A 22532-nucleotide genomic window follows, 5' to 3' on the forward strand; every position below is an offset into this window, starting at 1 on the left:
ATGTTGCATATTTTCTGTCCCCACTGCGGCGAGCTGCGCTCCGAAGAAGAGTTCCACGCCTCTGGCCAGGCGCACATCGCCCGCCCGCTGGACCCTAACGCCTGCTCCGACGAGGAATGGGGTACCTACATGTTCTACCGTGACAACCCACGCGGTATTCACCACGAACTGTGGGACCACGTTGCCGGCTGCCGCCAGTACTTCAACGTCACCCGCGACACCGTGACCTACGAGATTCTGGAAACCTACAAGATTGGCGAGAAGCCGCAAGTGACCGCCAGCGGCAAGCAGAACAGCGCCGCGTCGACCGTCAAAGGCCAAGGGGAAAAAGTATGAGCCAGACCTATCGCCTCGCCAGCGGCGGCCGTATCGACCGCAGCAAGGTCCTGAACTTCACTTTCAACGGCAAGACCTACCAGGGTTATGCCGGTGACAGCCTGGCCGCCGCATTGCTGGCCAACGGCGTCGACATCGTCGGCCGCAGCTTCAAGTATTCGCGCCCACGCGGCATCATCGCCGCTGGTACCGAAGAGCCGAACGCCATCCTGCAGATCGGCTCCAGCGAAGCCACCCAGATCCCCAACGTGCGTGCCACCCAGCAGGCGCTGTACGCAGGTCTTGTAGCTACCAGCACCAACGGCTGGCCGAACGTCAACAACGACGTCATGGGCATCCTGGGCAAGGTGGGCGGCAGCATGATGCCGCCGGGCTTCTACTACAAAACCTTCATGTACCCGAAATCGTTCTGGATGACTTACGAGAAGTACATCCGCAAAGCCGCAGGCCTTGGCCGCGCGCCGCTGCAGAACGACCCGGACAGCTACGACTACATGAACCAGCACTGCGACGTGCTGATCGTCGGCGCTGGCCCTGCCGGCCTGGCCGCAGCCTTGGCCGCTGCCCGCAGCGGTGCCCGCGTGATCCTGGCTGACGAGCAGGAAGAGTTCGGCGGCAGCCTGCTCGACACCCGCGAAACCCTCGACGGCAAGCCTGCTGCCGATTGGGTCAGCGCCGTGGTGAAGGAGCTGGAAAGCCTGCCGGAAGTGACCTTGCTGCCACGTGCCACGGTCAACGGCTACCACGACCATAACTTCCTGACCATCCACGAGCGCCTCACCGACCACCTCGGCGACCGCGCCCCGATCGGCCAGGTACGCCACCGCGTGCACCGCGTCCGCGCCAAGCGCGTGGTGCTGGCTGCCGGCGCCCACGAGCGCCCGCTGGTGTACGGCAACAACGACCTGCCGGGCAACATGCTGGCCGGTGCCGTGTCCACCTACGTACGCCGCTACGGCGTGGCCCCGGGCCGCAAGCTGGTGCTGTCGACCAACAACGACCACGCCTACCGCGCCGCGCTGGACTGGCACGACGCCGGCCTGCAAGTGGTCGCCATTGCCGATGCCCGCCACAACCCACGTGGCTCGCTGGTTGAAGAAGCACGTGCCAAAGGCATCCGCATCCTCACCTCCAGCGCCGTGATCGAGGCCAAGGGCAGCAAGCACGTCACCGGCGCACGCGTGGCCGCCATCGATGTGCAGGCACACAAGGTCACCAGCCCTGGCGAAACCCTCGAGTGCGACCTGATCGCCACCTCCGGCGGCTACAGCCCGATCGTGCACCTGGCTTCGCACCTGGGCGGTCGCCCGGTATGGCGTGAAGACATCCTCGGCTTCGTGCCGGGCGATGCCCCGCAGAAACGCGAATGCGTGGGTGGCATCAACGGCGTCTACGCCCTGGGTGACGTGATTGCCGATGGCTTCGAAGGCGGCGTTCGCGCAGCCACCGAAGCGGGCTTCAAGGCCACCGTCGGCAGCCTGCCGAAAACCGTTGCGCGCAAGGAAGAGGCCACCGTGGCGCTGTTCCAGGTGCCGCACGACAAGGGCACTGCCCGTGCACCCAAGCAGTTCGTCGACCAGCAGAACGACGTCACCGCGGCCGCCATCGAACTGGCCACCCGCGAAGGCTTCGAGTCGGTCGAGCACGTGAAACGCTACACCGCGCTGGGCTTCGGTACCGACCAGGGCAAGCTGGGCAACATCAACGGCCTGGCCATTGCCGCCCGTTCGATCGGCATTACCATCCCGGAAATGGGCACCACCATGTTCCGCCCCAACTACACGCCGGTTACCTTCGGTGCAGTAGCGGGCCGTCACTGTGGCCACCTGTTCGAGCCCGTGCGCTTCACCGCCCTGCATGCCTGGCACGTGAAGAACGGCGCCGAGTTCGAAGACGTCGGCCAGTGGAAGCGCCCGTGGTACTTCCCGAAAGCCGGTGAAGACATCCACGCCGCCGTGACCCGTGAATGCAAGGCCGTACGCGACAGCGTGGGCCTGCTGGACGCCTCGACCCTGGGCAAGATCGACATCCAGGGCCCGGATGCGCGTGAGTTCCTCAACCGCATCTACACCAACGCCTGGACCAAGCTCGACGTGGGCAAGGCCCGCTATGGCCTGATGTGCAAGGAAGACGGCATGGTGTTCGACGACGGCGTGACCGCCTGCGTCGGCGACAACCATTTCATCATGACCACCACCACTGGCGGCGCCGCCCGCGTGCTGCAGTGGATGGAGCTGTACCACCAGACCGAATGGCCGGAACTGAAGGTGTACTTCACCTCGGTCACCGACCACTGGGCCACCATGACACTGTCCGGCCCCAACAGCCGCAAGCTGCTGAGCGAGCTGACCGACATCGACATGGACAAGGAAGCCTTCCCGTTCATGACCTGGAAGGAAGGCAACGTCGGCGGCGTACCGGCCCGGGTGTTCCGTATCTCGTTCACCGGCGAGCTGTCGTACGAAGTCAACGTGCAGGCCAACTACGCCATGGGCGTGCTGGAACAGATCATCGAGGCAGGCAAGAAGTACAACCTGACCCCGTACGGTACCGAGACCATGCACGTACTGCGTGCCGAGAAGGGCTTCATCATCGTTGGCCAGGACACCGATGGCTCGATGAACCCGGACGACCTGAACATGAGCTGGTGCGTGGGCCGTAACAAGCCGTTCTCGTGGATCGGCCTGCGTGGCATGAACCGCGAAGACTGCCTGCGCGACAACCGCAAGCAACTGGTAGGCCTGAAGCCGGTCGACCCGAACCAGTGGCTGCCGGAAGGCGCCCAGCTGGTGTTCGACCCGAAACAGCCGATCCCGATGGATATGGTTGGCCACGTCACCTCCAGCTACGCGTCCAACTCCCTGGGCTACTCGTTCGCCATGGGCGTGGTCAAAGGCGGCCTCAAGCGCATGGGCGAGCGCGTCTACTCGCCGCAGGCGGATGGCAGCGTGATCGAGGCGGAGATCGTGTCTTCGGTGTTCTTCGATCCGAAGGGTGAGCGGCAGAACGTTTGAGGCTTCACCGGTAGCTCTGATTGGAATGCGACCTCTGTGGGAGCGGGTTCACCCGCGAATGCGATGGTGGATTCACCGCCCTCTTCGCGGGTAAACCCGCTCCCACACTGGGTCTCCTCAGTCTGTGACTACAGGTTCTACCTCAGGTCTTCGCGATCAACAGAATTCAAGGCAGGTAAGAAATGAGCGCTATCAACGTCTTCCAGCAAAACCCCGGCGCCGAGGCCAAGGCCCAGTCGCCACTGCACCACGCCGACCTGGCCAGCCTGGTTGGCAAAGGCCGCAAGAACGCAGGCGTGACCCTGCGTGAACGCAAGTTCCTCGGCCACCTGACCATCCGTGGCGACGGCCACAACCCGGAATTCGCCGCCGGCGTGCACAAGGCCCTGGGCCTGGAGCTGCCAGTGGCCCTGACCGTGGTCGCCAACAACGAAATGTCGCTGCAATGGGTCGGCCCCGACGAGTGGCTGCTGATCGTGCCAGGCGGCCAGGAACTGGCGGTCGAGCAGAAACTGCGCGCAGCCCTCGAAGGCCAGCACATCCAGGTAGTCAACGTCAGCGGCGGGCAGAGCCTGCTGGAACTGCGCGGCCCGAATGTGCGCGAAGTGCTGATGAAGTCCACCAGCTATGATGTTCACCCGAACAACTTCCCGGTGGGCAAGGCAGTCGGCACCGTGTTCGCCAAGTCGCAACTGGTGATCCGCCGCACAGCCGAAGACACCTGGGAACTGGTGATTCGCCGCAGCTTCGCCGACTACTGGTGGCTGTGGCTGCAGGACGCTTCGGCCGAGTACGGCCTGAGCATCGAGGCTTAAGGAGAACAGAGCATGAGTCGGGCACCGGATACCTGGATTCTCACCGCCGACTGCCCGAGCATGCTCGGCACCGTCGACGTGGTGACGCGTTACCTCTTCGAGCAGCGCTGCTACGTGACGGAGCACCACTCCTTCGATGACCGGCAGTCGGGGCGTTTCTTCATTCGCGTGGAGTTCCGCCAGCCGGACGATTTCGATGAAGCCGGCTTCCGCGCCGGCCTTGCCGAGCGCAGCGAGGCGTTCGGCATGGCGTTCGAGCTGACCGCACCGAATCACCGCCCCAAAGTGGTGATCATGGTGTCCAAGGCCGACCACTGCCTTAACGACCTGCTGTATCGCCAGCGTATCGGTCAGCTGGCCATGGACGTGGTCGCGGTGGTGTCCAACCACCCCGATCTCGAACCCCTGGCGCACTGGCACAAGATCCCTTACTACCACTTTGCCCTCGACCCCAAGGACAAGCCTGGGCAAGAGCGCAAGGTACTTCAGGTGATCGAGGAAACCGGCGCCGAGCTGGTGATTCTTGCGCGCTACATGCAGGTACTTTCGCCAGAGCTGTGCCGGCGCCTGGATGGCTGGGCGATCAACATTCACCACTCGTTGCTGCCAGGGTTCAAAGGCGCCAAGCCTTACCACCAGGCGTACAACAAGGGCGTGAAGATGGTTGGCGCTACGGCGCACTACATCAACAACGACCTGGACGAAGGCCCGATCATCGCCCAGGGCGTGGAGGTGGTCGACCACAGCCATTATCCTGAAGACCTGATTGCCAAAGGGCGCGACATCGAGTGCCTGACCTTGGCGCGCGCGGTGGGGTATCACATCGAGCGACGAGTGTTCCTCAATGCGAACAGGACTGTGGTGCTCTGACCGCGTCTAACTTTTATCGCGGGCATGGGCTTTCAGGGTTTCGCGGACGGCTGTAATGAACTTCTGGCGCATGTCCGCCCCCAGGTTTTTACCTGCAATTGGATCGCCTTCGTAGGACAGCTCTTTGAACTCGTGAAGATCAAAGTTTACGGCTTCTTTGTCGATGTCGTAGCTGGACCCATAAGCCGCGTAATAGAAGATCGTATCGAGGCCCAGGTAGAAGTATTCCTCTGTATTTAGGAACAATGCTGCTTCGATCTCTGGGTCGAGGCCCTGCTGCCTGGCAGCCTCGTCCCAGTAGGGCCAGAAGGCATCTTCAGGGCGTTCAATATCTGTCATGGTGGAACTCCAGTTCGATAGGTGATTGGGTTACTGCATCCCTATCGAAACACTCGGTCGCCGACGTATTGCGGTAGATATTGATCGTCCTGGGCATGCACACGGCCACCACCTGGCCGATTGCCGTTCAGAGGCATTTGCCTGTCGTTTCCAGTCAGCGCATCCGGCCCCATCAGGCCCACAATTCCCTGCATTCCAGTAACACATGCCGCCCACGGATGGCGGCGCGTTCAACCACCGCTGCATAAATAAAAATCAAGCGAGGTAAGAGCATGTCTGGCAATCGTGGAGTGGTATATCTCGGCGCCGGCAAGGTCGAGGTGCAGAAGATCGACTACCCGAAAATGCAGGACCCACGCGGCAAGAAGATCGAGCACGGCGTGATCCTGAAGGTGGTCTCCACCAACATCTGCGGCTCCGACCAGCACATGGTCCGCGGCCGCACCACTGCCCAGGTCGGCCTGGTCCTGGGCCACGAAATCACCGGCGAGATCGTCGAGAAGGGCCGTGACGTCGAGCGCATGCAGATTGGCGACCTGGTCTCGGTGCCATTCAACGTCGCCTGTGGCCGCTGCCGCTCCTGCAAGGAAATGCATACCGGTGTCTGCCTCACCGTCAACCCTGCCCGCGCTGGCGGTGCCTATGGTTACGTCGACATGGGCGACTGGACCGGCGGCCAGGCCGAGTACGTGCTGGTGCCGTACGCCGACTTCAACCTGCTGAAACTGCCCGAGCGCGACAAGGCCATGGAAAAGATCCGTGACCTGACCTGCCTGTCCGACATCCTGCCAACCGGCTACCACGGTGCCGTGACTGCCGGTGTTGGCCCAGGCAGCACCGTCTACGTTGCTGGCGCCGGCCCGGTCGGTCTGGCTGCCGCTGCCTCGGCACGTCTGCTGGGCGCTGCCTGCGTCATCGTCGGCGACCTCAACCCAGCCCGCCTGGCCCACGCCAAGTCCCAAGGCTTCGAAGTGGTCGACCTGTCCAAGGACACCCCGCTGCACGAGCAGATCGTCGACATTCTCGGTGAGCCGGAAGTGGACTGCGCCGTTGACGCGGTCGGCTTCGAAGCCCGCGGCCATGGTCACGAAGGTGCCAAGCATGAAGCGCCGGCTACCGTGCTGAACTCGCTGATGCAGGTTACCCGCGTTGCCGGCAATATCGGTATCCCGGGCCTGTACGTGACCGAAGACCCGGGCGCGGTCGATGCTGCTGCCAAGATCGGCGCGCTAAGCATCCGCTTTGGCCTGGGCTGGGCCAAGTCGCACAGCTTCCACACCGGCCAGACCCCGACCATGAAGTACAACCGCCAGCTGATGCAGGCGATCATGTGGGACCGTATCAACATTGCCGAAGTGGTGGGTGTGCAGGTGATCAACCTGGACCAAGCGCCGGAAGGGTATGGCGAGTTCGATGCGGGTGTGCCGAAGAAGTTCGTGATTGACCCGCACAAGATGTGGGGGGCGGCGTAATCAGCGCCGATTAACAAGAGCCCCTCGAGTCGAGGGGCTTTTTCGTGGCCGATCCCAGAGCCTGCACTGCGTCCCTGTTAGGAGCTGCCTTGCGCTGCGAAAGGGCCGGTAAGCCGAAACTCATCTCTGGCATCACTGGCCCCTTCGCAGCACACGGCGGCTCCTACAGGGAGCCGAGCCAGCCTGGGAAATTGACGCCGAACCTCTTGGAAGCGTGCTCGCCCGCGAAGATGTTTGAATTGCCATTCCACTACTTAGCGCATCATCCCAACTCAATATCATTCGTCAACGGCTTGGCCAACGCACTCAGGTAATACGAAGCACAAAACAACTGTGGCTTGCTGTCCAACAGGTCATCTGTAATTATGTTCTACACATACTCAGTGAGCTCCGAAGGCTGGTTGGTTTATTTTTCATTCTCGCATAAAGTCGTCAATTTCCCAGCCTGATGAAGTCTCTAAGTTTTTTAATTTCTTCGTTGGTTTTCTCTAGTTTGATATATTGCTTCGTTATATTTAATGATAGAAATTTTTCATTATTAAGTGCAAGTAAGTATCTGGACCTCACCTCTTGGCGCTCGCGTATCAAGTAAGCATTCATAGCTCTAATTCGTCTCTTGTCGGCCCATTCATTAGGGTCCGGGCGTAGTGGCTCAAAATCGCGCCCTGCTTTAGTCGCTGCCTGCTCCAGACTGGGTAGCTCTCTTCTCTGGTTGACTAAAGATGTTGAGTCTCGTTTTATTCCTTTGGTTAATTGGCGCTGTTTGGATAGTAATTCCGACTTTTTATCGTATAACTTTAGATGGTGGACGTCCTTTATGAAGGTTTTAGGGTTTTCGCGCGATTTTATGGCTAGCTTTACTCCGCCTAGACCAAGCCTGGCATGGCCTGATGGGTCACTAAAATTGATTGGGTCACCTTCGCAATATGTATAAGAATTGAGCCCGCCCCTATCATTAGGGCTTAGATCATCAGGGCTGTTGAAGCGCTGGCATGCAGGACTATAAATCCTATATCCGTTACCAAGTGCATACACTTGGAGCAAGGAATCGAGCCATTGTCCGTTGAATGCGATGAGCGCTGAAGTTTTTTCCGAATTCAGGTAGCCATAAGGCGAATATGCAGCGGAATCAAATTGCAGGCCGAGGACAGTGTTGGCGCGGTCAGTTTTCAGCATTTTGACGGCCTGCGCCTCTTCTAGTTGAGCCGTCGGTGTCTCTTGGGCCCATAGGATGCGGCGGCTGCCCTGCGAGGATATCTGGGTAGAGAGGTGATCATTTTGATAAAAGTGTATGGCACAGTGGCTAGGCGGGCTTCTCTGTTCCTGCAAAGCGGCAAATTTTGGTCCGTTGCGGCTTTCAATCTTGTTCGTCATGGTTCGGCGCCTCAGAGAATTTGTGTTGACAACTTACTCTGAGCGGCCTTTTAGTTGGCATCAACTAGCAGTTTTGCTAGGTAACGAACGGTCGGAACAAACCCCCAAACTCCGAGTCAAACCCCTCGTTTCCCAGGCCATCCCGGCCCACGAGGTCCTTCCCGATGAAAGCATTCACCTTGGCAACCCTGATGACCCTGGCAACAAGCCCGGTGTTCGCCTTCAACCTCAGCGACGCCGCCAATGCCGTGTCTGCCATGCAGAACCAGCAACAGCAGGGCCAGGTGCAGGCGCCCGAGGCGCAAGCCAACCTGCTCAACACCTTGGGCAGCCAATTGAATATCACCCCCGAACAGGCCGTGGGTGGGGCAGGGGCGATGTTGGGGCTGGCGCGCAATAATCTGAGTTCTGACGACTACGGCCAGCTGACCAAGGCCGTGCCAGGGCTGGACCTGCTTGCTGGGGCCAATGCATTGGGTGGCTTGAGTGGGTTGGGTGAACTACTGGGCAAGAACAGCGGGAGCCAGTCGGCCTTGAGCAATGCGCTGGGCAACAATGTGGAAAACCGCAGCGACCTGGACAATGCGTTCAAGGCGCTGGGCATGGATACCGGGATGATCGGGCAGTTTGCGCCGTTGCTGCTGCAATACCTGGGGCAGCAGGGGATTGCCGGGTCGTTGTTGCAGAATTTGGGGAGTTTGTGGACCACTCCTGCTCCGTTGACCGGGCCTTCGGTCTGAGGATTTCGCCAGCATCACAGCCTTGAAGGCTGACGCCGTACCTGTAGGAGCGGCCTTGTGTCGCGAGAGGGCCGCAAAGCGGCCCCACTATTTCAGCGTCGATGCAGATATAGCCGGGGCTGCTCTGCAGCCCTTTCGCGACACAAGGCCGCTCCTACAAAGGCCAGCGCAGGCCATGAGATTGGTGTATCCCGCAAAGGCGAGTCAGGTCGCTTCGGTGAAGTCCACCAGCCGCACCGGGCGGCGGAAGCCGGCGGTCAGTACTGCCAGGTATGCAAGACCCAGCGCAAACCAGCACAGGCCGATCACCAGTGTCAGCGCCGACAGGCTGGTCCACAGCCACAAGGTCAACCCCAACCCCACCAGCGGCACCGCGCCATAACACAGCAGCCCTTTGACGCTACGCTGGCTGGCTTCGTCCACCAGATGGGTTTTAACCACCGCCAGGTTCACCGCCGAAAACGCCACCAGCGCACCAAAGCTGATCAGCGAGGCAAGGGTCGCCAGGTCGATCACCAACGCCAGCAACGAGAACGCCGAAACCAGCAGAATGGCGAACACCGGCGTGCCGAAGCGCGGTGACAGGTAGCCGAACGTTCGCTGCGGCAGCACCTTGTCACGGCCCATGGTGAACAGAATGCGCGACACCGCCGCCTGCGAGGCCAGCGCCGAGCCCAGGCTGCCGGCCACATAGGCCGCAGTGAAGAAGTTGGCCAGGAACTGCCCGCCCGCCTTGAACATCACCTCATTGGCCGCCGCATCGGCATTGGCAAAAGTGGTGCCCGGCAGTACCAGTTGGCTGACATAGGCCAGCACGGTGAACAGCACGCCGGCGAACAGGGTGGTGAGGATGATTGCCCGTGGCACATCGCGGCGGGCATCGCGGCATTCTTCGGCCAAGGTCGAGACAGCGTCAAAGCCGAGGAACGACAGGCACAGCACCGCCGCACCAGCCATCAGCGCGCCGAAGCCCGGCTGCGAACCGTCGCCCAGCAGTGGCGAAAGCAGGTCGAGCGGCTGGCCAGCCAGGGACTGGCAGGACAGGGCGACGAACACCACGATGAAGACGATCTGTGCACCGACGATCAGGTTGCTGGTCTTGGCCACAGAGTGAATGCCGACCACGTTGAGCACCGTGACCAGGGCAATAGAGGCCAGCGCGATCGACCATGCGGGGATGGCCGGGAAGGCGATGTTGAGGAACAGGCCGATCAGAAGGTAATTGATCATCGGCAGGAACAGGTAGTCGAGCAGCAGCGACCAGCCGGCCAGGAAGCCCACGTTCGGGCCGAAGGCCATGTTGGTGTAGGAGTACGCCGAGCCCGCGACCGGGAAGCGTTTGACCATGAAGCTGTAGGAGGTGGCGGTGAACAGCATGGCCACCAGGGTGACGATATAGGCGCCGGCCGTGCGGCCACCAGTAAGTTCGGTGACGATGCCGTAAGTGGTGAAGATGGTCAGCGGGACCATGTACACCAGGCCGAAGAACACCAGGGCGGGCAGGCCGAGGACACGGCGGAGCTGGACGGGGGTGGAGCTGGGTGGGTTGGCCATCGTTCGATCCAGAGCATTTTTGTAGTTGTGCTTTGGTCGATTTTTATCCACTTAGGTGGGGTGTGACAAAGAAGTAATCCTAATGCTGATTATTAGCCAGGTTTTTAATCGGGTTCTTGTAATGCCTGTACCGGCCTCTTCGCGGGCTCGCCCGCTCCCACAGGACCTGCACAGAATTCGAAAACTGTGGAGATCCTGTGGGAGCGGGCATGCCCGCGAAGAGGCCGGATCAGGCAGTAAAGATCTCAGCCCATCTCCACCCGCAGCTGCTCGATCCTCAAGTCCTTCTCCACCCACAACTGGTTCACCCAGGCCTGCACGGTCTGCCTGAACTCAGCATCATTCTCGTAATCCCCCGCCCACAGCATTGGGTCCAGTTCACGCACACGAATGTCGATAATCACCCGGCTGATGCTGCCATTGAGCAAATCCCAGAAACCCGGCGCCTTGTTGCCGGGGTAGACGATGGTCACGTCCAGCAAGGCATCCAGTTGCTCGCCCAATGCCGCCAGCACGAACGCCACGCCACCAGCCTTGGGCTTGAGCAGGTAGCGATACGGCGATTGCTGCTGCTGACGCTTGGCTTCGGTGAAGCGTGTGCCTTCCAGGTAGTTCACCACGGTCACCGGCTGGCGCTTGAACAGTTCACAAGCAGCCTTGGTGATTTCCAGGTCCTTGCCTTTCAGCTCGGGGTGCTTTTCCAGAAACGCCTTGCTGTAGCGCTTCATGAACGGGTAATCCAGCCCCCACCAGGCCAGGCCCAGCAGTGGTACCCAGATCAGCTCCTTTTTCAGGAAGAACTTGAAGAACGGTGTACGGCGGTTGAGGCTCTCGATCAGCGCTGGAATATCGACCCAGGTCTGGTGGTTGCTGACGGCCAGGTACGAAGTGTCCTTGCGCAGGTTCTCGACGCCGCGGATATCCCACTGGGTAGGAATGCACAGGGCAAAGATGGCCTTGTCGATCTCCGACCAGGTCTCGGCCACCCACATCACCGCCCACGAGGCATAGTCACGCCCACGCCCCGGCAGCACCAGTTTGAGCAGGGCGAAGACCAGCAGCGGGCAGATCAACACCAGGGTGTTGAGCAGCAGCAGGGTGGTAGTGAGGATGCCGGTCAGCAGGCGACGCATAAAGAGACTCTTGTTGTGGGAGATAAACGGTTGGCAATGATAAGCAGGGCAGTGGCCTACGCCAAATTTCCAGTGCCCTGCGGCGAGGACAAATGTTTCACATTATGTTGGTTAGGCTTGTGACAGCGAACCTATCCTGCCAGTGCAGTCTAAGCACTGTCCCTCCTCAAGGAAGCTTGCCTGTGAAACCTCTGCTTGCCCTGTTGTCGTTGTTGGCGCTGCCGGTCATGGCCGCCGAGCCCACAATCTATGGCCGTTACGAGAACATAGCCCTGCCCGAACTGGGCGAAACCCTGAAAGCCAAGATGGATACCGGTGCCTTCACCGCGTCGCTGTCGGCCAAGGACATCGAGCTGTTCACCCGTGATGGCGACGAGTGGGTGCGCTTCCGCCTGGCCACCAAGGACTCGGACGGCAAGGTGTACGAGCACAAGGTCTCGCGCATCAGCAAGATCAAGGGCCGTGCCGATGAAGAGGAGGAAGGCGATGCGCCGGAAATTTCCAAGCGCCCGGTGGTCGACCTGGAGCTGTGCCTGGGGGACGTGAAGCGCACCGTCGAGGTCAACCTGGTGGACCGCAGCAGCTTCAACTACCCGCTGCTGGTGGGCTCCAAGGCTTTGCGCGAGTTCAAGGCGGCGGTCAACCCGGCCAAGAAGTTCACCGCTGGCAAGCCAGGCTGCTGATTCGAAACCGCATTGGTCCCTCCATTGTAGGAGCGGCCTTGTGTCGCGATCGGGCCGCAAAGCGGCCCCACGATTCCAGCGTTGATGCAGACATTGTCGGGGCCGCTCTGCGGCCCTTTCGCGACACAAGGCCGCTCCTACACAATAGTGCGTCGCCATAGATATCTGCACAGGCCCGGACGCCATGCCCCACATCCTCATCGTCGAAGACGAAGCTGCCATCGCCGACACCCTGGTCTACGCCCTGCAGGCCGACGGCCATAGCACCGAATGGGTAACCTTGGGCAGCGCCGCCCTCGACCAGCAGCGCCAGCGCCCGGCCGACTTGGTCATCCTCGATATCGGCCTGCCTGATATCAGTGGCTTCGAAACCTGCCGCCAGCTGCGCCGCTTCAGCGAAGTACCGGTAATGTTCCTCAGCGCCCGCGATGGCGAAATCGACCGGGTGGTGGGCCTGGAAATCGGTGCAGACGACTATGTGGTCAAACCCTTCAGCCCGCGTGAAGTGGCGGCGCGGGTACGGGCGATTCTCAAGCGCATGGGCCCCAGGGTCGAGCCCGCTGTCGAGGCCACGCTGTTCCAGCTCGACACCTTGCGCATGCAGATTACCTACCGCGGCCAGCCACTCCCCCTTACCCGTCACGAATTCCGCCTGCTGCAATGCCTGCTCGAGCAACCGCACCGGGTATTCAGCCGCGAACAGCTGCTGGACGCCGTGGGCGTGGCCTCTGACGTCGGCTACGAGCGCAACATCGACAGCCATATCAAGAGCCTGCGCGCCAAGCTGCGCCAGGTGGCCAGCGATGCCGAACCGATCCAGACCCACCGTGGCCTCGGCTACAGCTACAGCCCGGACCATGCCTGATGCGCCTGGGCATCCGGATCTTCCTGGTGTACTTCCTGTTCGTCGGGCTGGCGGGCTACTTTCTGCTCAACACGGTGCGCGAACAGATTCGTCCGGTGGTGCGCCAGTCCTCTGAAGAAACGCTGGTAGACACCGCGAACCTGCTGGCCGAGATCCTGCACGATGACGTCAAGGCCGGCACCCTGAACCAGAGCCGCTTGCCCGAAGTGCTCAAGGCCTATGGCTCGCGCAGCCCGGGTGCGCAGATCTGGGGCCTGGCCAAGAACCAGGTCAGCCACCGCATCTATGTCACCGATGCCAAGGGCACCGTGCTGCTGGACTCCAGCGGCGAGGACCTGGGCAAGGACTACTCGAAGTGGAATGACGTGTACCTGACCTTGCGTGGCCAGTACGGCGCCCGCTCCACCCGCAGCGACCCCGACGATGAAAGCACCTCGGTGATGCACGTGGGCGCGCCGATCATCGACGATGGCAAGATCATCGGCGTGGTCACCGTGGCCAAGCCCAACAGCTCGCTGCAACCGTACATCGACCGCTCCGAACGGCGCCTGCTTACCCTGGGCCTGGGGCTGATCGGCCTGGGCCTGCTGATCGGTGCCGCGTTGTCGTGGTGGCTGGCGCGCTCGCTGCGCCGGCTGGCCCGCTACGCCCAGGCGGTCAGCGAGGGCGAGCGCGCCGCCCTGCCGCACTACAAGGGTGGCGAACTGGCGCACCTGGCCCAGGCGGTCGAGCGCATGCGCACGCAATTGGAGGGCAAGGCCTATGTCGAGCGGTATGTGCATACCCTGACACACGAGCTGAAAAGCCCGCTGGCGGCCATTCGTGGCGCTTCCGAGCTGTTGCAGGGCGATGACATGCCGGCTGACCAGCGGGCGCGCTTTGCCGGCAACATCGAGCGCGAGAGCGAGCGTTTGCAGCAGATGATCGAACGCCTGCTCAACCTGGCCCGGGTCGAGCAGATGCAGGCGCTGGAGGATGAGCAGCAGGTGGCGCTGGCGGCGTTGGTGGACGAGTTGCTGTTGGCCCATGCGGCGCGTATCGAAGGTGCCGATTTGCAGGTGCGCCAGCGGGTGCCGGCTGGTTTGCGCTTGTTGTGTGACCCATTCCTGATGCGCCAGGCGCTGGCCAACCTGCTCGACAACGCGTTGGACTTCACCCCGGAGGGAGGCGCGCTGTTGTTCGACCTGGAGCGCGATGGCGAACGGGTGGCGCTGAGTGTGTTCAACCAGGGGCAGGCGATACCGGCCTACGCCATTGGGCGGGTGAGCGAGCGGTTCTACTCGCTGCCGCGGCCGGGGAGCGGGCGCAAGAGCACCGGGTTGGGGCTTAATTTTGTGGCCGAGGTGATGCAGCTGCATGGCGGGGCGTTGGCTGTGGATAACGTCGATGGAGGGGTGCGGGTGAGGTTGTGGCTGCCGGTGCGGCGTATCAGCTGACATTGCCGGGGCTGCTGCGCAGCCCATCGCGACACAAGGCCGCTCCTACAAGAGCGCGCGTCCTCCTGTAGGAGCGGCCTTGTGTCGCGATGGGCCGCAAAGCGGCCCCAAAAACACACAATCTCCACACCATCTCCCCGAAGCCTCCACGCAAGGCGCAGACACTGCGCCCACTGCCACAGGAGGCCCCATGAACAAGACCCTCGGTTTCAAACTCGGCATGATCGCCGTATTGATCTTGCTGCTGCTCGTCCCGCTACTGCTGATCAGCGGCCTGATCGGTGAACGCCAGGCCCTGCGCGACAGTGTGCTGCGCGATATCGCCCAGAGCGCCAGCTTCGACCAGCAACTCAGCGGCCCGCTGCTGGTGGTGCCCTACCGCAAGTACCAGCGCCGCTGGATCGAAAAGGACGGCGAGCGCACCCAGGAAACCAGCACCATTGCCGGCCACCTGTACTTCCTGCCGGAAACCTTCCACGCCGACCTGGGCGTGGACACCGAACTGCGCGCCCGTGGCATCTACCAGGCCCGGCTGTTCCACGCCAAGGGCCGTATCAGTGGCCGCTTCAAGCTCCCGGAACGTTGGGGCATCGACAAGGACTTCGACGACTACCGTTTCGACAAGCCGTTCCTGGTGGTGGGCATCAGCGATATCCGCGGCATCGAGAACGGCCTGGAGCTGAGCATGGGCGAGCAGAAAGTGCCGTTCGAAGCCGGTACCCGGCTCGACTGGATGCGTGGTGGCGTGCACGCCAGCCTGCCGGGGCTGGACGGCCTGCAGGCGCGTGAATTCAGCTACGGTTTCGATCTTGCACTGCAAGGCACCGGCCAGCTGCACGTGGTGCCGGTGGGCCGCACCAGTGCCGTGGACCTGCGCGCCAACTGGCCGCACCCGAGCTTCGTCGGCAACTACCTGCCCAGTCGTCGCGACATCGACGCCCAGGGCTTCACTGCCCACTGGCAGACCTCGTTCTTTGCCACCAACCTCGAAGACGCCCTGCGTCAGTGCGCCACCGCCGGGCAGTGTGCGGACTTCAGCGAGCGCAGCTTCGGTGTCAGCTTCGTCGACCCGGTGGACCAGTACCTGAAGAGCGAGCGGGCAATCAAGTACGCCTTGCTGTTCATCGCCCTGACCTTCGCCGGCTTCTTCCTGTTCGAAGTGCTGAAGAACCTCAGCGTGCACCCGGTGCAGTACATCCTGGTGGGGGTGGCGCTGGCGTTCTTCTACCTGCTGTTGCTGTCGTTGTCCGAGCACATCGGCTTTGGTTTGGCGTATGGGCTGTCAGCTTCGGCATGTGTGCTGCTGATCGGCTTCTACCTGAGCCATGTGTTACGCAGCCTGGGGCGTGGAGTGGGCTTTGCGGTGGGGTTGGCGGCGTTGTATGCGCTGCTCTACGGGCTGCTGAGTGCCGAGGACTATGCGCTGTTGATGGGCTCGTTGCTGTGCTTCGGCCTGCTGGGGGTATTCATGGTGCTGACCCGGCGGCTGGATTGGGCCCGGGTGGGGAGGGCGGCATGAGGGAGGACAGAGAGATCGGGCGGTGGCTGGCCCTCAGGATCGGGCAGCTGTTTCCTGTGATACCGAGGTGAGGCATTCGCAGCACAAGGCTGCTCCTACAGGGGAGCACGAGTGCCTGTAGGAGCAGCCTTGTGCTGCGAATGGGCCTGTCAGGCTGCCGGTGCTGTTGCCACCATCGACGGCCGCTTGGCCACCTCGGCATACCACGCCGCCAATCCAGGCTGGTGTTCCCGCCAGCCAAACTCGGGCTGGCGCAAATCCAGATACCCCAGTGCACAGGCCACACCGATCGCTGCCAGGTCGAACCCGGACATCAACTCGGGCAAATGCTCCTGCTCCAGATTGGCCAGGCTACGGCGGATCTTGTCGCCCTGTGCCTGCAGCCAACCATCCCAGCGCTTGTCTTCAGGGCGCAGGAAGCTCTCATAGCGGCTCGACACCGCCGCCTCCATGATGGCATCGGCCTGCGACACCAGCGTCATGCGCCGCCAGCGCGCCGAGCCTTCGCGCGGCAGCAGCGGCAGGCCGACGTGCTGCAGGTCGAGGTACTCGCAGATCACCCTGCTGTCATGCAGCACGGTGCCGTCTTCCAGGCGCAGGGCCGGGATCTTGCCGATCGGGTTGTCCTGGTTGAGCTGTGGGTCACCGCTGACCGGGCTGATGTTCACCGGCTGCAGCTGCACGCGCGCAAGCTGGCCGGTCTCGTGCAACACCACCATGACCTTGCGCACGAAAGGCGACAACGGCGAGTGGAACAGAGTCATCGTGCTCATGCTTCAGTTACCCTGCAGGCTCGGTGGCAGGCACACGCCGGTACCGCCGATACCGCAGTAGCCGTCCGGGTTCTTGGCCAGGTACTGCTGGTGGTAGGCCTCGGCGAAGTACACGGTCGGTGCCTGGTCGATTTCGGTGGTGATCTCGCCGAAACCGGCCTTGCTCAGTTCGGCCTGGAAGGCGTCGCGGCTGGCCTTGGCCTGTTCCAGCTGTTCAGGGCTGGTGCAGTAGATGGCCGAGCGGTACTGGGTGCCGATGTCGTTGCCCTGGCGCATGCCCTGGGTCGGGTTGTGCAGCTCCCAGAACATCGCCAGCAGCTCGCGGTAGCTGACCTTGTCCTTGTCGAACACCACCAGCACCACTTCGGTGTGGCCGGTCAGGCCCGAGCAGACTTCTTCGTAGGTGGGGTGGGGGGTGAAGCCGCCGGCGTAGCCGACCACTGTGCTGACCACGCCTTCACGCTGCCAGAAGCGGCGCTCGGCGCCCCAGAAGCAACCCAGGCCGAAGATGGCGAAGTCGATGGCACCTTCGAAGAAGGGGCCGAGCAGTGGAGTGCCTTCGAACACATAGTGGAACTCGGGCAGGCTCATTGGCGTTTCGCGGCCAGGCAGGGCCTGTTCCGCGGTTGGCATGACGTTTTTGTTCACCAGGATTTCCGAACGCAGGACCATGGCCGTTCCTCTGTATGTCAGGTAGATAGGTGCTGGGGCATTCGCGGGCATGCCCGCTCCCACAGGTACAACACAGGTTTCAAGGTTTGTGGTGACCACTGTGGGAGCCACAGGTACAACACCGGTTTGAAAGGTTGTGGTGTCCCTGTGGGAGCGGGCGTGCCCGCGAAGGGGCCCGTATGGGCTCTTATAGTGCCCGAGGTTTGCGCGGCTGTCAGGCCACCGGGCCACGCGGATAGCGCTTCAGCCGTTCAGCCAGCTCGCGCCCTGGAATCGGCCGGTCGAACAGGTAGCCCTGGCCCACGTCGCAGCGGTGCCGGCGCAGGAACGCCAGCTGCTCCGGCGTCTCGATACCCTCGGCCACCACCTTCAGCTTGAGGTTGTGAGCCATGGCCACCACCGCCGAGGTGATTTCCATGTCGTCCTGGTTGTCCGGGATCTCGTTGATGAAGCTGCGGTCGATCTTGAGGATGTCGATCGGAAACTTCTTCAGGTAGCTCAGCGACGAATAACCGGTGCCGAAATCGTCCATGGCCAGGGTCAGGCCCAGTGCCTTCAGCTCATCCAGCTGGCGGTGGGTGTCTTCGGTGGCCTCCAGCAGCAGGCCTTCGGTCAGCTCCAGCTCCAGCAGGTGCGGGGGCAGGGCCTCTTCCTCGAGGATGGTGCTGATCGACGCCACCAGGTCCGGGTCGGAGAACTGCTTGGGCGACAGGTTGATGGCCACATGCAAGTTGCCCATGCCGGCCTCGCGCAGTTGCTGGCTCATGCGGCACGACTGGCGCACCACCCATTTGCCGATGGGGATGATCAGGCCGGTTTCTTCCGCCACGCTGATGAACTGGTCCGGGCGGATCATGCCGCGTTCGGGGTGGTTCCAGCGCAGCAGTGCTTCCAGCCCCAGCAGGCGGCCGCTGCGCAGGCACAGCTTGGGCTGGTAGAACACCTCCAGCTCGTTCTGGGTCAGGGCGCGACGCAGGTTGTTCTCGACGAACAGCTTGTAGCTGGCTTCGGCATTGAGCACTTCGGTAAACACCTGCACCTGGTGCTTGCCGTTGGCCTTGGCCTTGTGCAGCGCCAGGCCGGCGTTCTTCATCAGGCTGGCCGGGTCGGCACCATGCAGTGGCGCGCAGGCCAGGCCCACCGAGGCGGTGACGTTGATCAGCTGATTGTCGACGAACATCGGCTTGTCGAGGGTGCGCAGCAGTTGCTGGGCGACGCCCTGGCCATCTTCCAGGCTGGTGTCGTCCAGCAGCACGGCGAACTCGTTACTGGCAAAGCGCGCCAGGATACCGCCGGTGTGCAGGCTGTTGCGCAGGCGCCGGGCCAGGCTGATCAGCAGCTTGTCGCCGGTCTGGTGGCCGAGGCTGTCGTTGATGCGTTTGAAGTTGTCGATGTCCACCAGCAGCAGGCACATCGAGTACTCGCCATCGCGGGCAAAGCGCTCGTCCAGGCTGCGGATGAACGCCGGGCGGTTGCCCAGGTTGGTCAGGTTGTCGGTGTAGGCCAGGCGCTCGATGCGCTGCTGGGCCAGCTTGGTCTGGGTGACGTCTTCGTAGATGCCGATGTAGTGGGTCAGCTCACGGTTGTCGCCGTATACCTTGGAAATCGACAGCTGGCCCCAGTAGGGCTCGAGGTTCTTGCGCCGGCTCTTGAACTCGCCCTGCCAGCTGTTGCCCATGGCCAGGCTCGACGGCGAGTCGAACAGCAGCTCGCTCAGGTTCTCCAGCGCCGGCAGCTCGCCCAGGTGGCGGCCTTGCACTTCCTCGGTGCTGTACTGGGTGATGGCGGTAAAGCTGGGGTTGACGTACTCCACCACACCGTCGCGGTTGACCAGCAGGAAGGCGTTGGCGCTCTGCTCGACCGCACGCTGGAACAGGTGCAGGGCGCTGGCGGCGGTGCGCCGGTTGTGGTTGGTGATGACCTGGGCGAACTGGTCGGCCAGTTCGCCGGCAAAGGCGATTTCGTCCGACTGCCAGGCCCGTGTCTGGCCGGTCTGTTCCAGGCACAGCACGCCGACTACCTGGCCATCGACACGGATACTGGCATCGAGCATGGCCTTGTTTTCCGGGCACATACTTTGCGCCAGGGCGCGGGTGCGCGGGTCGTGGCCGGCATTGTGGGCGTCGATGGCGCGGCTGGCGTGCAGCGCGTCGAGATAATCGGGGAAGTGGCTGGCATCGATTGCTTCGGGCTGGCGGTGCTCTTGCGCGTCCCGGTACCACGCGATGATCGGCTCCAGACGCTGGTCTTCCAGGTGCCAGATGCTGGCGCAGTCCACCTTGTAGATCTCGCAGGCGCTCTGGGTTATCAGCTGGGCGGCTTCCCGCAGCGAGTTCCCGGCGCTGTAGCGCTGGCGGGCCAGGCGCAGGATCAGGTCCTGCTGGCCGCGTACCCGGTCCAGATGCTCGAGTTGTTCCTGCTGCGCGCGCTGGTTCAGTTGCAGGGCCAGTTGCAGGCGGTTGTTGCGCGATTCCAGGTCGCTGGCACCGGCCTCGCCGGTATCTTCAGCCAGGTCGTCGAGCACGCTCAGGTAGCCGCGCAACAGGTGGCGGTTGTGCTGCTTGTAGGCTTCCCCAGCCTCCAGCAGGCGTAACGATGCAGTTGGCGTGTGCAAGGTGTAGCGCACGCGGTAGTAGCCGCGCTGGGCCAGTTGCAGTTGGATCTCGTCGTGCAGCCGGTAGCGGGCTTCGGGTTCCATCAGGCTGGCATAGGGTGCGTCTACCAAGGCGCACAGGTCGCCGGCGTGCAGGCCGAACTGGCGCTCGCAGGCCGGGTCGAGGTAGAGCATGGTCCAGCTGGCTTCGTTGAGCCTTTCGAAACGCAGCATGCCGAGCCGCGAGGGCACGGGTAACTGCGTGACGACCTCGGCCGCCACACGGCTGGCGGCATCGGGTTGGCTTTTCATCGAAGACTCGCTTGAAGAGGAAACGCGGCCTTGGGGGCGGCAGGTCTGGCAAGGTTGCATCATGTCCCGGGGGCTGGCAAGCAGCCATGCGTGATGCTGTGGACGGGTTATCGGCTGGTGGGTGGGAATCTGTAGTCTGGCTGATAGTTCCGGGGCCGCTTTGCGGCCTGTGGGAGCGGGTTTACCCGCGAAGAATCCAACACAGTACATGGCACCGGCTGCGCCGGTGTTCGCGGGTGAACCCGCTCCCACAGAGGGTGCAGCCCTCCCGGAAAATCCGGGCAAAAAAAAGCCCCGCCAATCGACGGGGTTGAGGTACGAGCGTGGCAGCTCGAAAAGGGTACTGCCCCTCGCGGGGAGGGGCAGTGGGCTGCCTTACAGCAGCATGGTGCGGATATCGCCCAGCACGTCGCCCAGGCGCTTGGTGAAGCGCGCGGCGGCAGCACCGTTGATCACACGGTGATCGTAGGACAGCGACAGCGGCAGCATCAGCTTCGGCTGGAATGCCTTGCCATCCCAGACCGGCTGCATGGTCGCCTTGGAGACGCCCAGGATAGCCACTTCCGGCGCGTTGACGATCGGCGTGAAGCCGGTGCCGCCAATGTGGCCGAGGCTGGAGATGGTGAAGCAAGCGCCTTGCATCTCGTCGGCCGACAGCTTCTTGGTGCGGGCTTTTTCGGCCAGCGCAGCCGCTTCGGCAGCCAGTTGCAGCAGGCTCTTCTGGTCGACGTTCTTGATCACAGGGACCAGCAGGCCGTCCGGGGTGTCCACGGCAAAGCCGATGTGCACGTACTTCTTGCGGATGATGGCCTTGCCGCTTGGCGCCAGCGAGCTGTTGAAGTCCGGCAGTTCCTTGAGCAGGAAGGCGCAGGCCTTGAGCAGCAGTGGCAGCACGGTCAGCTTCACGCCAGCCTTCTCGGCCACGGCCTTCTGCGCAACGCGGAAGGCTTCCAGCTCGGTGATGTCGGCGGAGTCGAACTGGGTCACGTGCGGCACGTTCAGCCAGCTGCGGTGCAGGTTGGCAGCACCGACCTGCATCAGGCGGGTCAGGGCCACTTCTTCCACTTCACCGAACTTGCTGAAGTCCACGGCAGGGATCGGCGGGATGCCGGCGCCACCGGTTGCGCCAGCGGCTGCCGGTGCTTCCTTGGCCTTCTGCATCATCGCCTTGACGTAGACCTGCACGTCTTCTTTCAGGATGCGGCCGTGCGGACCGGTCGCGGCAACCGCGCCCAGGTCGACGCCGAATTCACGGGCCAGCTGGCGAACCGCCGGGCCTGCGTGAACCTTGGCGTTGCTGCCGGCAGCCGGTGCGGTAGCAACCGGTGCAGGGGCAGCAGCCGGGGCAGCAGCGGCAGGTGCAGCGGCCGGAGCCGCCTCAGCCTTGGCCGGGGCGGCAGCAGCGGCAGGTGCCGGAGCTGCAGCCGGGGCAGCGCCCGCGACTTTCAGCTTGAAGATCAGGTCGCCAGTGCCGACTTCGTCTTCCAGCTTGCACAGGACTTCTTCGACCACGCCGGCAGCCGGCGAAGGGATTTCCATGGAGGCCTTGTCGGACTCCAGGGTAATCAGCGACTGGTCGGCTTCGACGGTGTCGCCGACCTTGACCAGCACTTCGATGATCTTGGCCTTGCCCGACGAGCCGATGTCCGGCACGTGGATGTCCTGCACGCTGGCGGCAGCCGGGGCTGCTGCCGGAGCTGGGGCAGGGGCGGCTTCGGCGGCCGGAGCCGGCGCAGCAGTCTGGGCCGGGGCTGCGGCCGGGGCCTCAGGGGCCGCAGCAGCGGCGCCCTCGGCTTCCAGGACCAGCAGCTCATCGCCTTCTTTCAGGCGGTCGCCCAGCTTGACCTTCAGTTCCTTGATGACGCCGGCTTTCGGGGCCGGGATCTCCATGGAGGCCTTGTCGGACTCCAGAGTCAGCAGGCTCTGGTCAGCCTCGATACGATCACCGACCTTGACGAACAGCTCGATGATTTCACCTTCACCGCTGCCGATGTCAGGTACGCGAATGAGTTCGCTCACTTAAAAATACTCC

The 22532-nt window shown here is 62.6% G+C and carries 18 protein-coding genes; 10 read left to right on the forward strand and 8 right to left on the reverse strand.

Translation table 11 applies throughout. The features are described from left to right. The 4 genes from C163_RS01575 to purU all read left to right on the forward strand — a co-directional run bounded on the left by C163_RS01575 (position 1) and on the right by purU (position 5035). Positions 1–336 (forward strand): sarcosine oxidase subunit delta, encoded by a 336-nt coding sequence (locus tag C163_RS01575; RefSeq protein WP_013970519.1) that lies wholly within the window; start codon positions 1–3, stop codon positions 334–336. Then, positions 333–3350, forward strand: coding sequence for a sarcosine oxidase subunit alpha (locus C163_RS01580; RefSeq protein ID WP_025337395.1), 3018 nt, complete (start codon positions 333–335; stop codon positions 3348–3350). Before C163_RS01575 ends, C163_RS01580 begins: the two co-directional genes overlap by 4 nt. A 182-nt stretch (positions 3351–3532) precedes the next feature. Next, positions 3533–4165, forward strand: a complete 633-nt coding sequence (locus C163_RS01585) for a sarcosine oxidase subunit gamma (protein ID WP_025337396.1) — start codon at positions 3533–3535, stop codon at positions 4163–4165. A 12-nt stretch (positions 4166–4177) separates the two neighbouring features. Beyond that, a complete protein-coding gene (purU, locus tag C163_RS01590) occupies positions 4178–5035 on the forward strand; it encodes a formyltetrahydrofolate deformylase (protein WP_025337397.1) in 858 nt (285 codons plus the stop codon). Positions 5036–5041: 6 nt separating this feature from the next. Here purU and C163_RS01595 read toward each other — a convergent pair whose 3' ends face one another. Continuing rightward, positions 5042–5374, reverse strand: a complete 333-nt coding sequence (locus tag C163_RS01595) for a hypothetical protein (RefSeq protein WP_025337398.1) — start codon at positions 5372–5374, stop codon at positions 5042–5044. Positions 5375–5646: 272 nt separating this feature from the next. On the opposite strand from C163_RS01595, the gene fdhA reads away from it, so the two are divergent. Continuing rightward, positions 5647–6846, forward strand: a complete 1200-nt coding sequence (gene fdhA / locus C163_RS01600) for a formaldehyde dehydrogenase, glutathione-independent (RefSeq protein WP_003255673.1) — start codon at positions 5647–5649, stop codon at positions 6844–6846. 432 nt (positions 6847–7278) lie between these two features. On the opposite strand, the gene C163_RS26095 is transcribed toward fdhA, so the two are convergent. Continuing rightward, positions 7279–8220, reverse strand: a complete 942-nt coding sequence (locus tag C163_RS26095) for an RHS repeat-associated core domain-containing protein (RefSeq protein WP_081742218.1) — start codon at positions 8218–8220, stop codon at positions 7279–7281. 164 nt (positions 8221–8384) lie between these two features. Here C163_RS26095 and C163_RS01605 point away from each other — a divergent pair, with 164 nt between their 5' ends. Then, positions 8385–8960 (forward strand): DUF2780 domain-containing protein, encoded by a 576-nt coding sequence (locus C163_RS01605; RefSeq protein ID WP_025337399.1) that lies wholly within the window; start codon positions 8385–8387, stop codon positions 8958–8960. 204 nt (positions 8961–9164) lie between these two features. Here the strand turns inward: C163_RS01605 and C163_RS01610 are convergent, their stop codons facing one another. Continuing rightward, the gene (locus C163_RS01610) at positions 9165–10514 is read right to left on the reverse strand and encodes an APC family permease (RefSeq protein WP_025337400.1); all 1350 of its coding nucleotides are present in this window, start codon (positions 10512–10514) and stop codon (positions 9165–9167) included. Positions 10515–10759: 245 nt separating this feature from the next. Then, positions 10760–11647, reverse strand: a complete 888-nt coding sequence (locus C163_RS01615; RefSeq protein ID WP_025337401.1) for an acyltransferase — start codon at positions 11645–11647, stop codon at positions 10760–10762. Positions 11648–11829: 182 nt separating this feature from the next. On the opposite strand from C163_RS01615, the gene C163_RS01620 reads away from it, so the two are divergent. From C163_RS01620 to creD, 4 genes are all read left to right on the forward strand, one after another. Beyond that, positions 11830–12330, forward strand: coding sequence for an ATP-dependent zinc protease (locus tag C163_RS01620; protein WP_015268670.1), 501 nt, complete (start codon positions 11830–11832; stop codon positions 12328–12330). Between the two features lie 184 nt (positions 12331–12514). Next, positions 12515–13195: a two-component system response regulator CreB gene (creB, locus tag C163_RS01625; protein ID WP_025337402.1), complete on the forward strand. Its 681-nt coding sequence runs from the start codon at positions 12515–12517 to the stop codon at positions 13193–13195. Further along, entirely contained in the window at positions 13195–14631 is a 1437-nt protein-coding gene (gene creC, locus C163_RS01630) for a two-component system sensor histidine kinase CreC (protein ID WP_013970529.1), read from the forward strand. The genes creB and creC overlap by 1 nt, the downstream gene beginning before the upstream one ends. Before the next feature lie 190 nt (positions 14632–14821). Next, the gene (gene creD, locus C163_RS01635) at positions 14822–16150 is read left to right on the forward strand and encodes a cell envelope integrity protein CreD (protein ID WP_025337403.1); all 1329 of its coding nucleotides are present in this window, start codon (positions 14822–14824) and stop codon (positions 16148–16150) included. Positions 16151–16299: 149 nt separating this feature from the next. Here creD and C163_RS01640 read toward each other — a convergent pair whose 3' ends face one another. The 4 genes from C163_RS01640 to aceF all read right to left on the reverse strand — a co-directional run bounded on the left by C163_RS01640 (position 16300) and on the right by aceF (position 22519). Beyond that, positions 16300–16923, reverse strand: a complete 624-nt coding sequence (locus C163_RS01640) for a glutathione S-transferase (protein WP_025337404.1) — start codon at positions 16921–16923, stop codon at positions 16300–16302. A gap of 3 nt (positions 16924–16926) precedes the next feature. Then, entirely contained in the window at positions 16927–17595 is a 669-nt protein-coding gene (gene msrA / locus C163_RS01645) for a peptide-methionine (S)-S-oxide reductase MsrA (protein ID WP_025337405.1), read from the reverse strand. Between the two features lie 214 nt (positions 17596–17809). Then, entirely contained in the window at positions 17810–20500 is a 2691-nt protein-coding gene (locus C163_RS01650) for a bifunctional diguanylate cyclase/phosphodiesterase (protein WP_025337406.1), read from the reverse strand. 375 nt (positions 20501–20875) lie between these two features. Beyond that, entirely contained in the window at positions 20876–22519 is a 1644-nt protein-coding gene (gene aceF / locus C163_RS01655) for a dihydrolipoyllysine-residue acetyltransferase (protein WP_025337407.1), read from the reverse strand. Positions 22520–22532: the final 13 nt, after the last annotated feature.

This window comes from Pseudomonas sp. FGI182, from assembly GCF_000511325.1.
Lineage (GTDB): Bacteria > Pseudomonadota > Gammaproteobacteria > Pseudomonadales > Pseudomonadaceae > Aquipseudomonas > Aquipseudomonas putida_Z.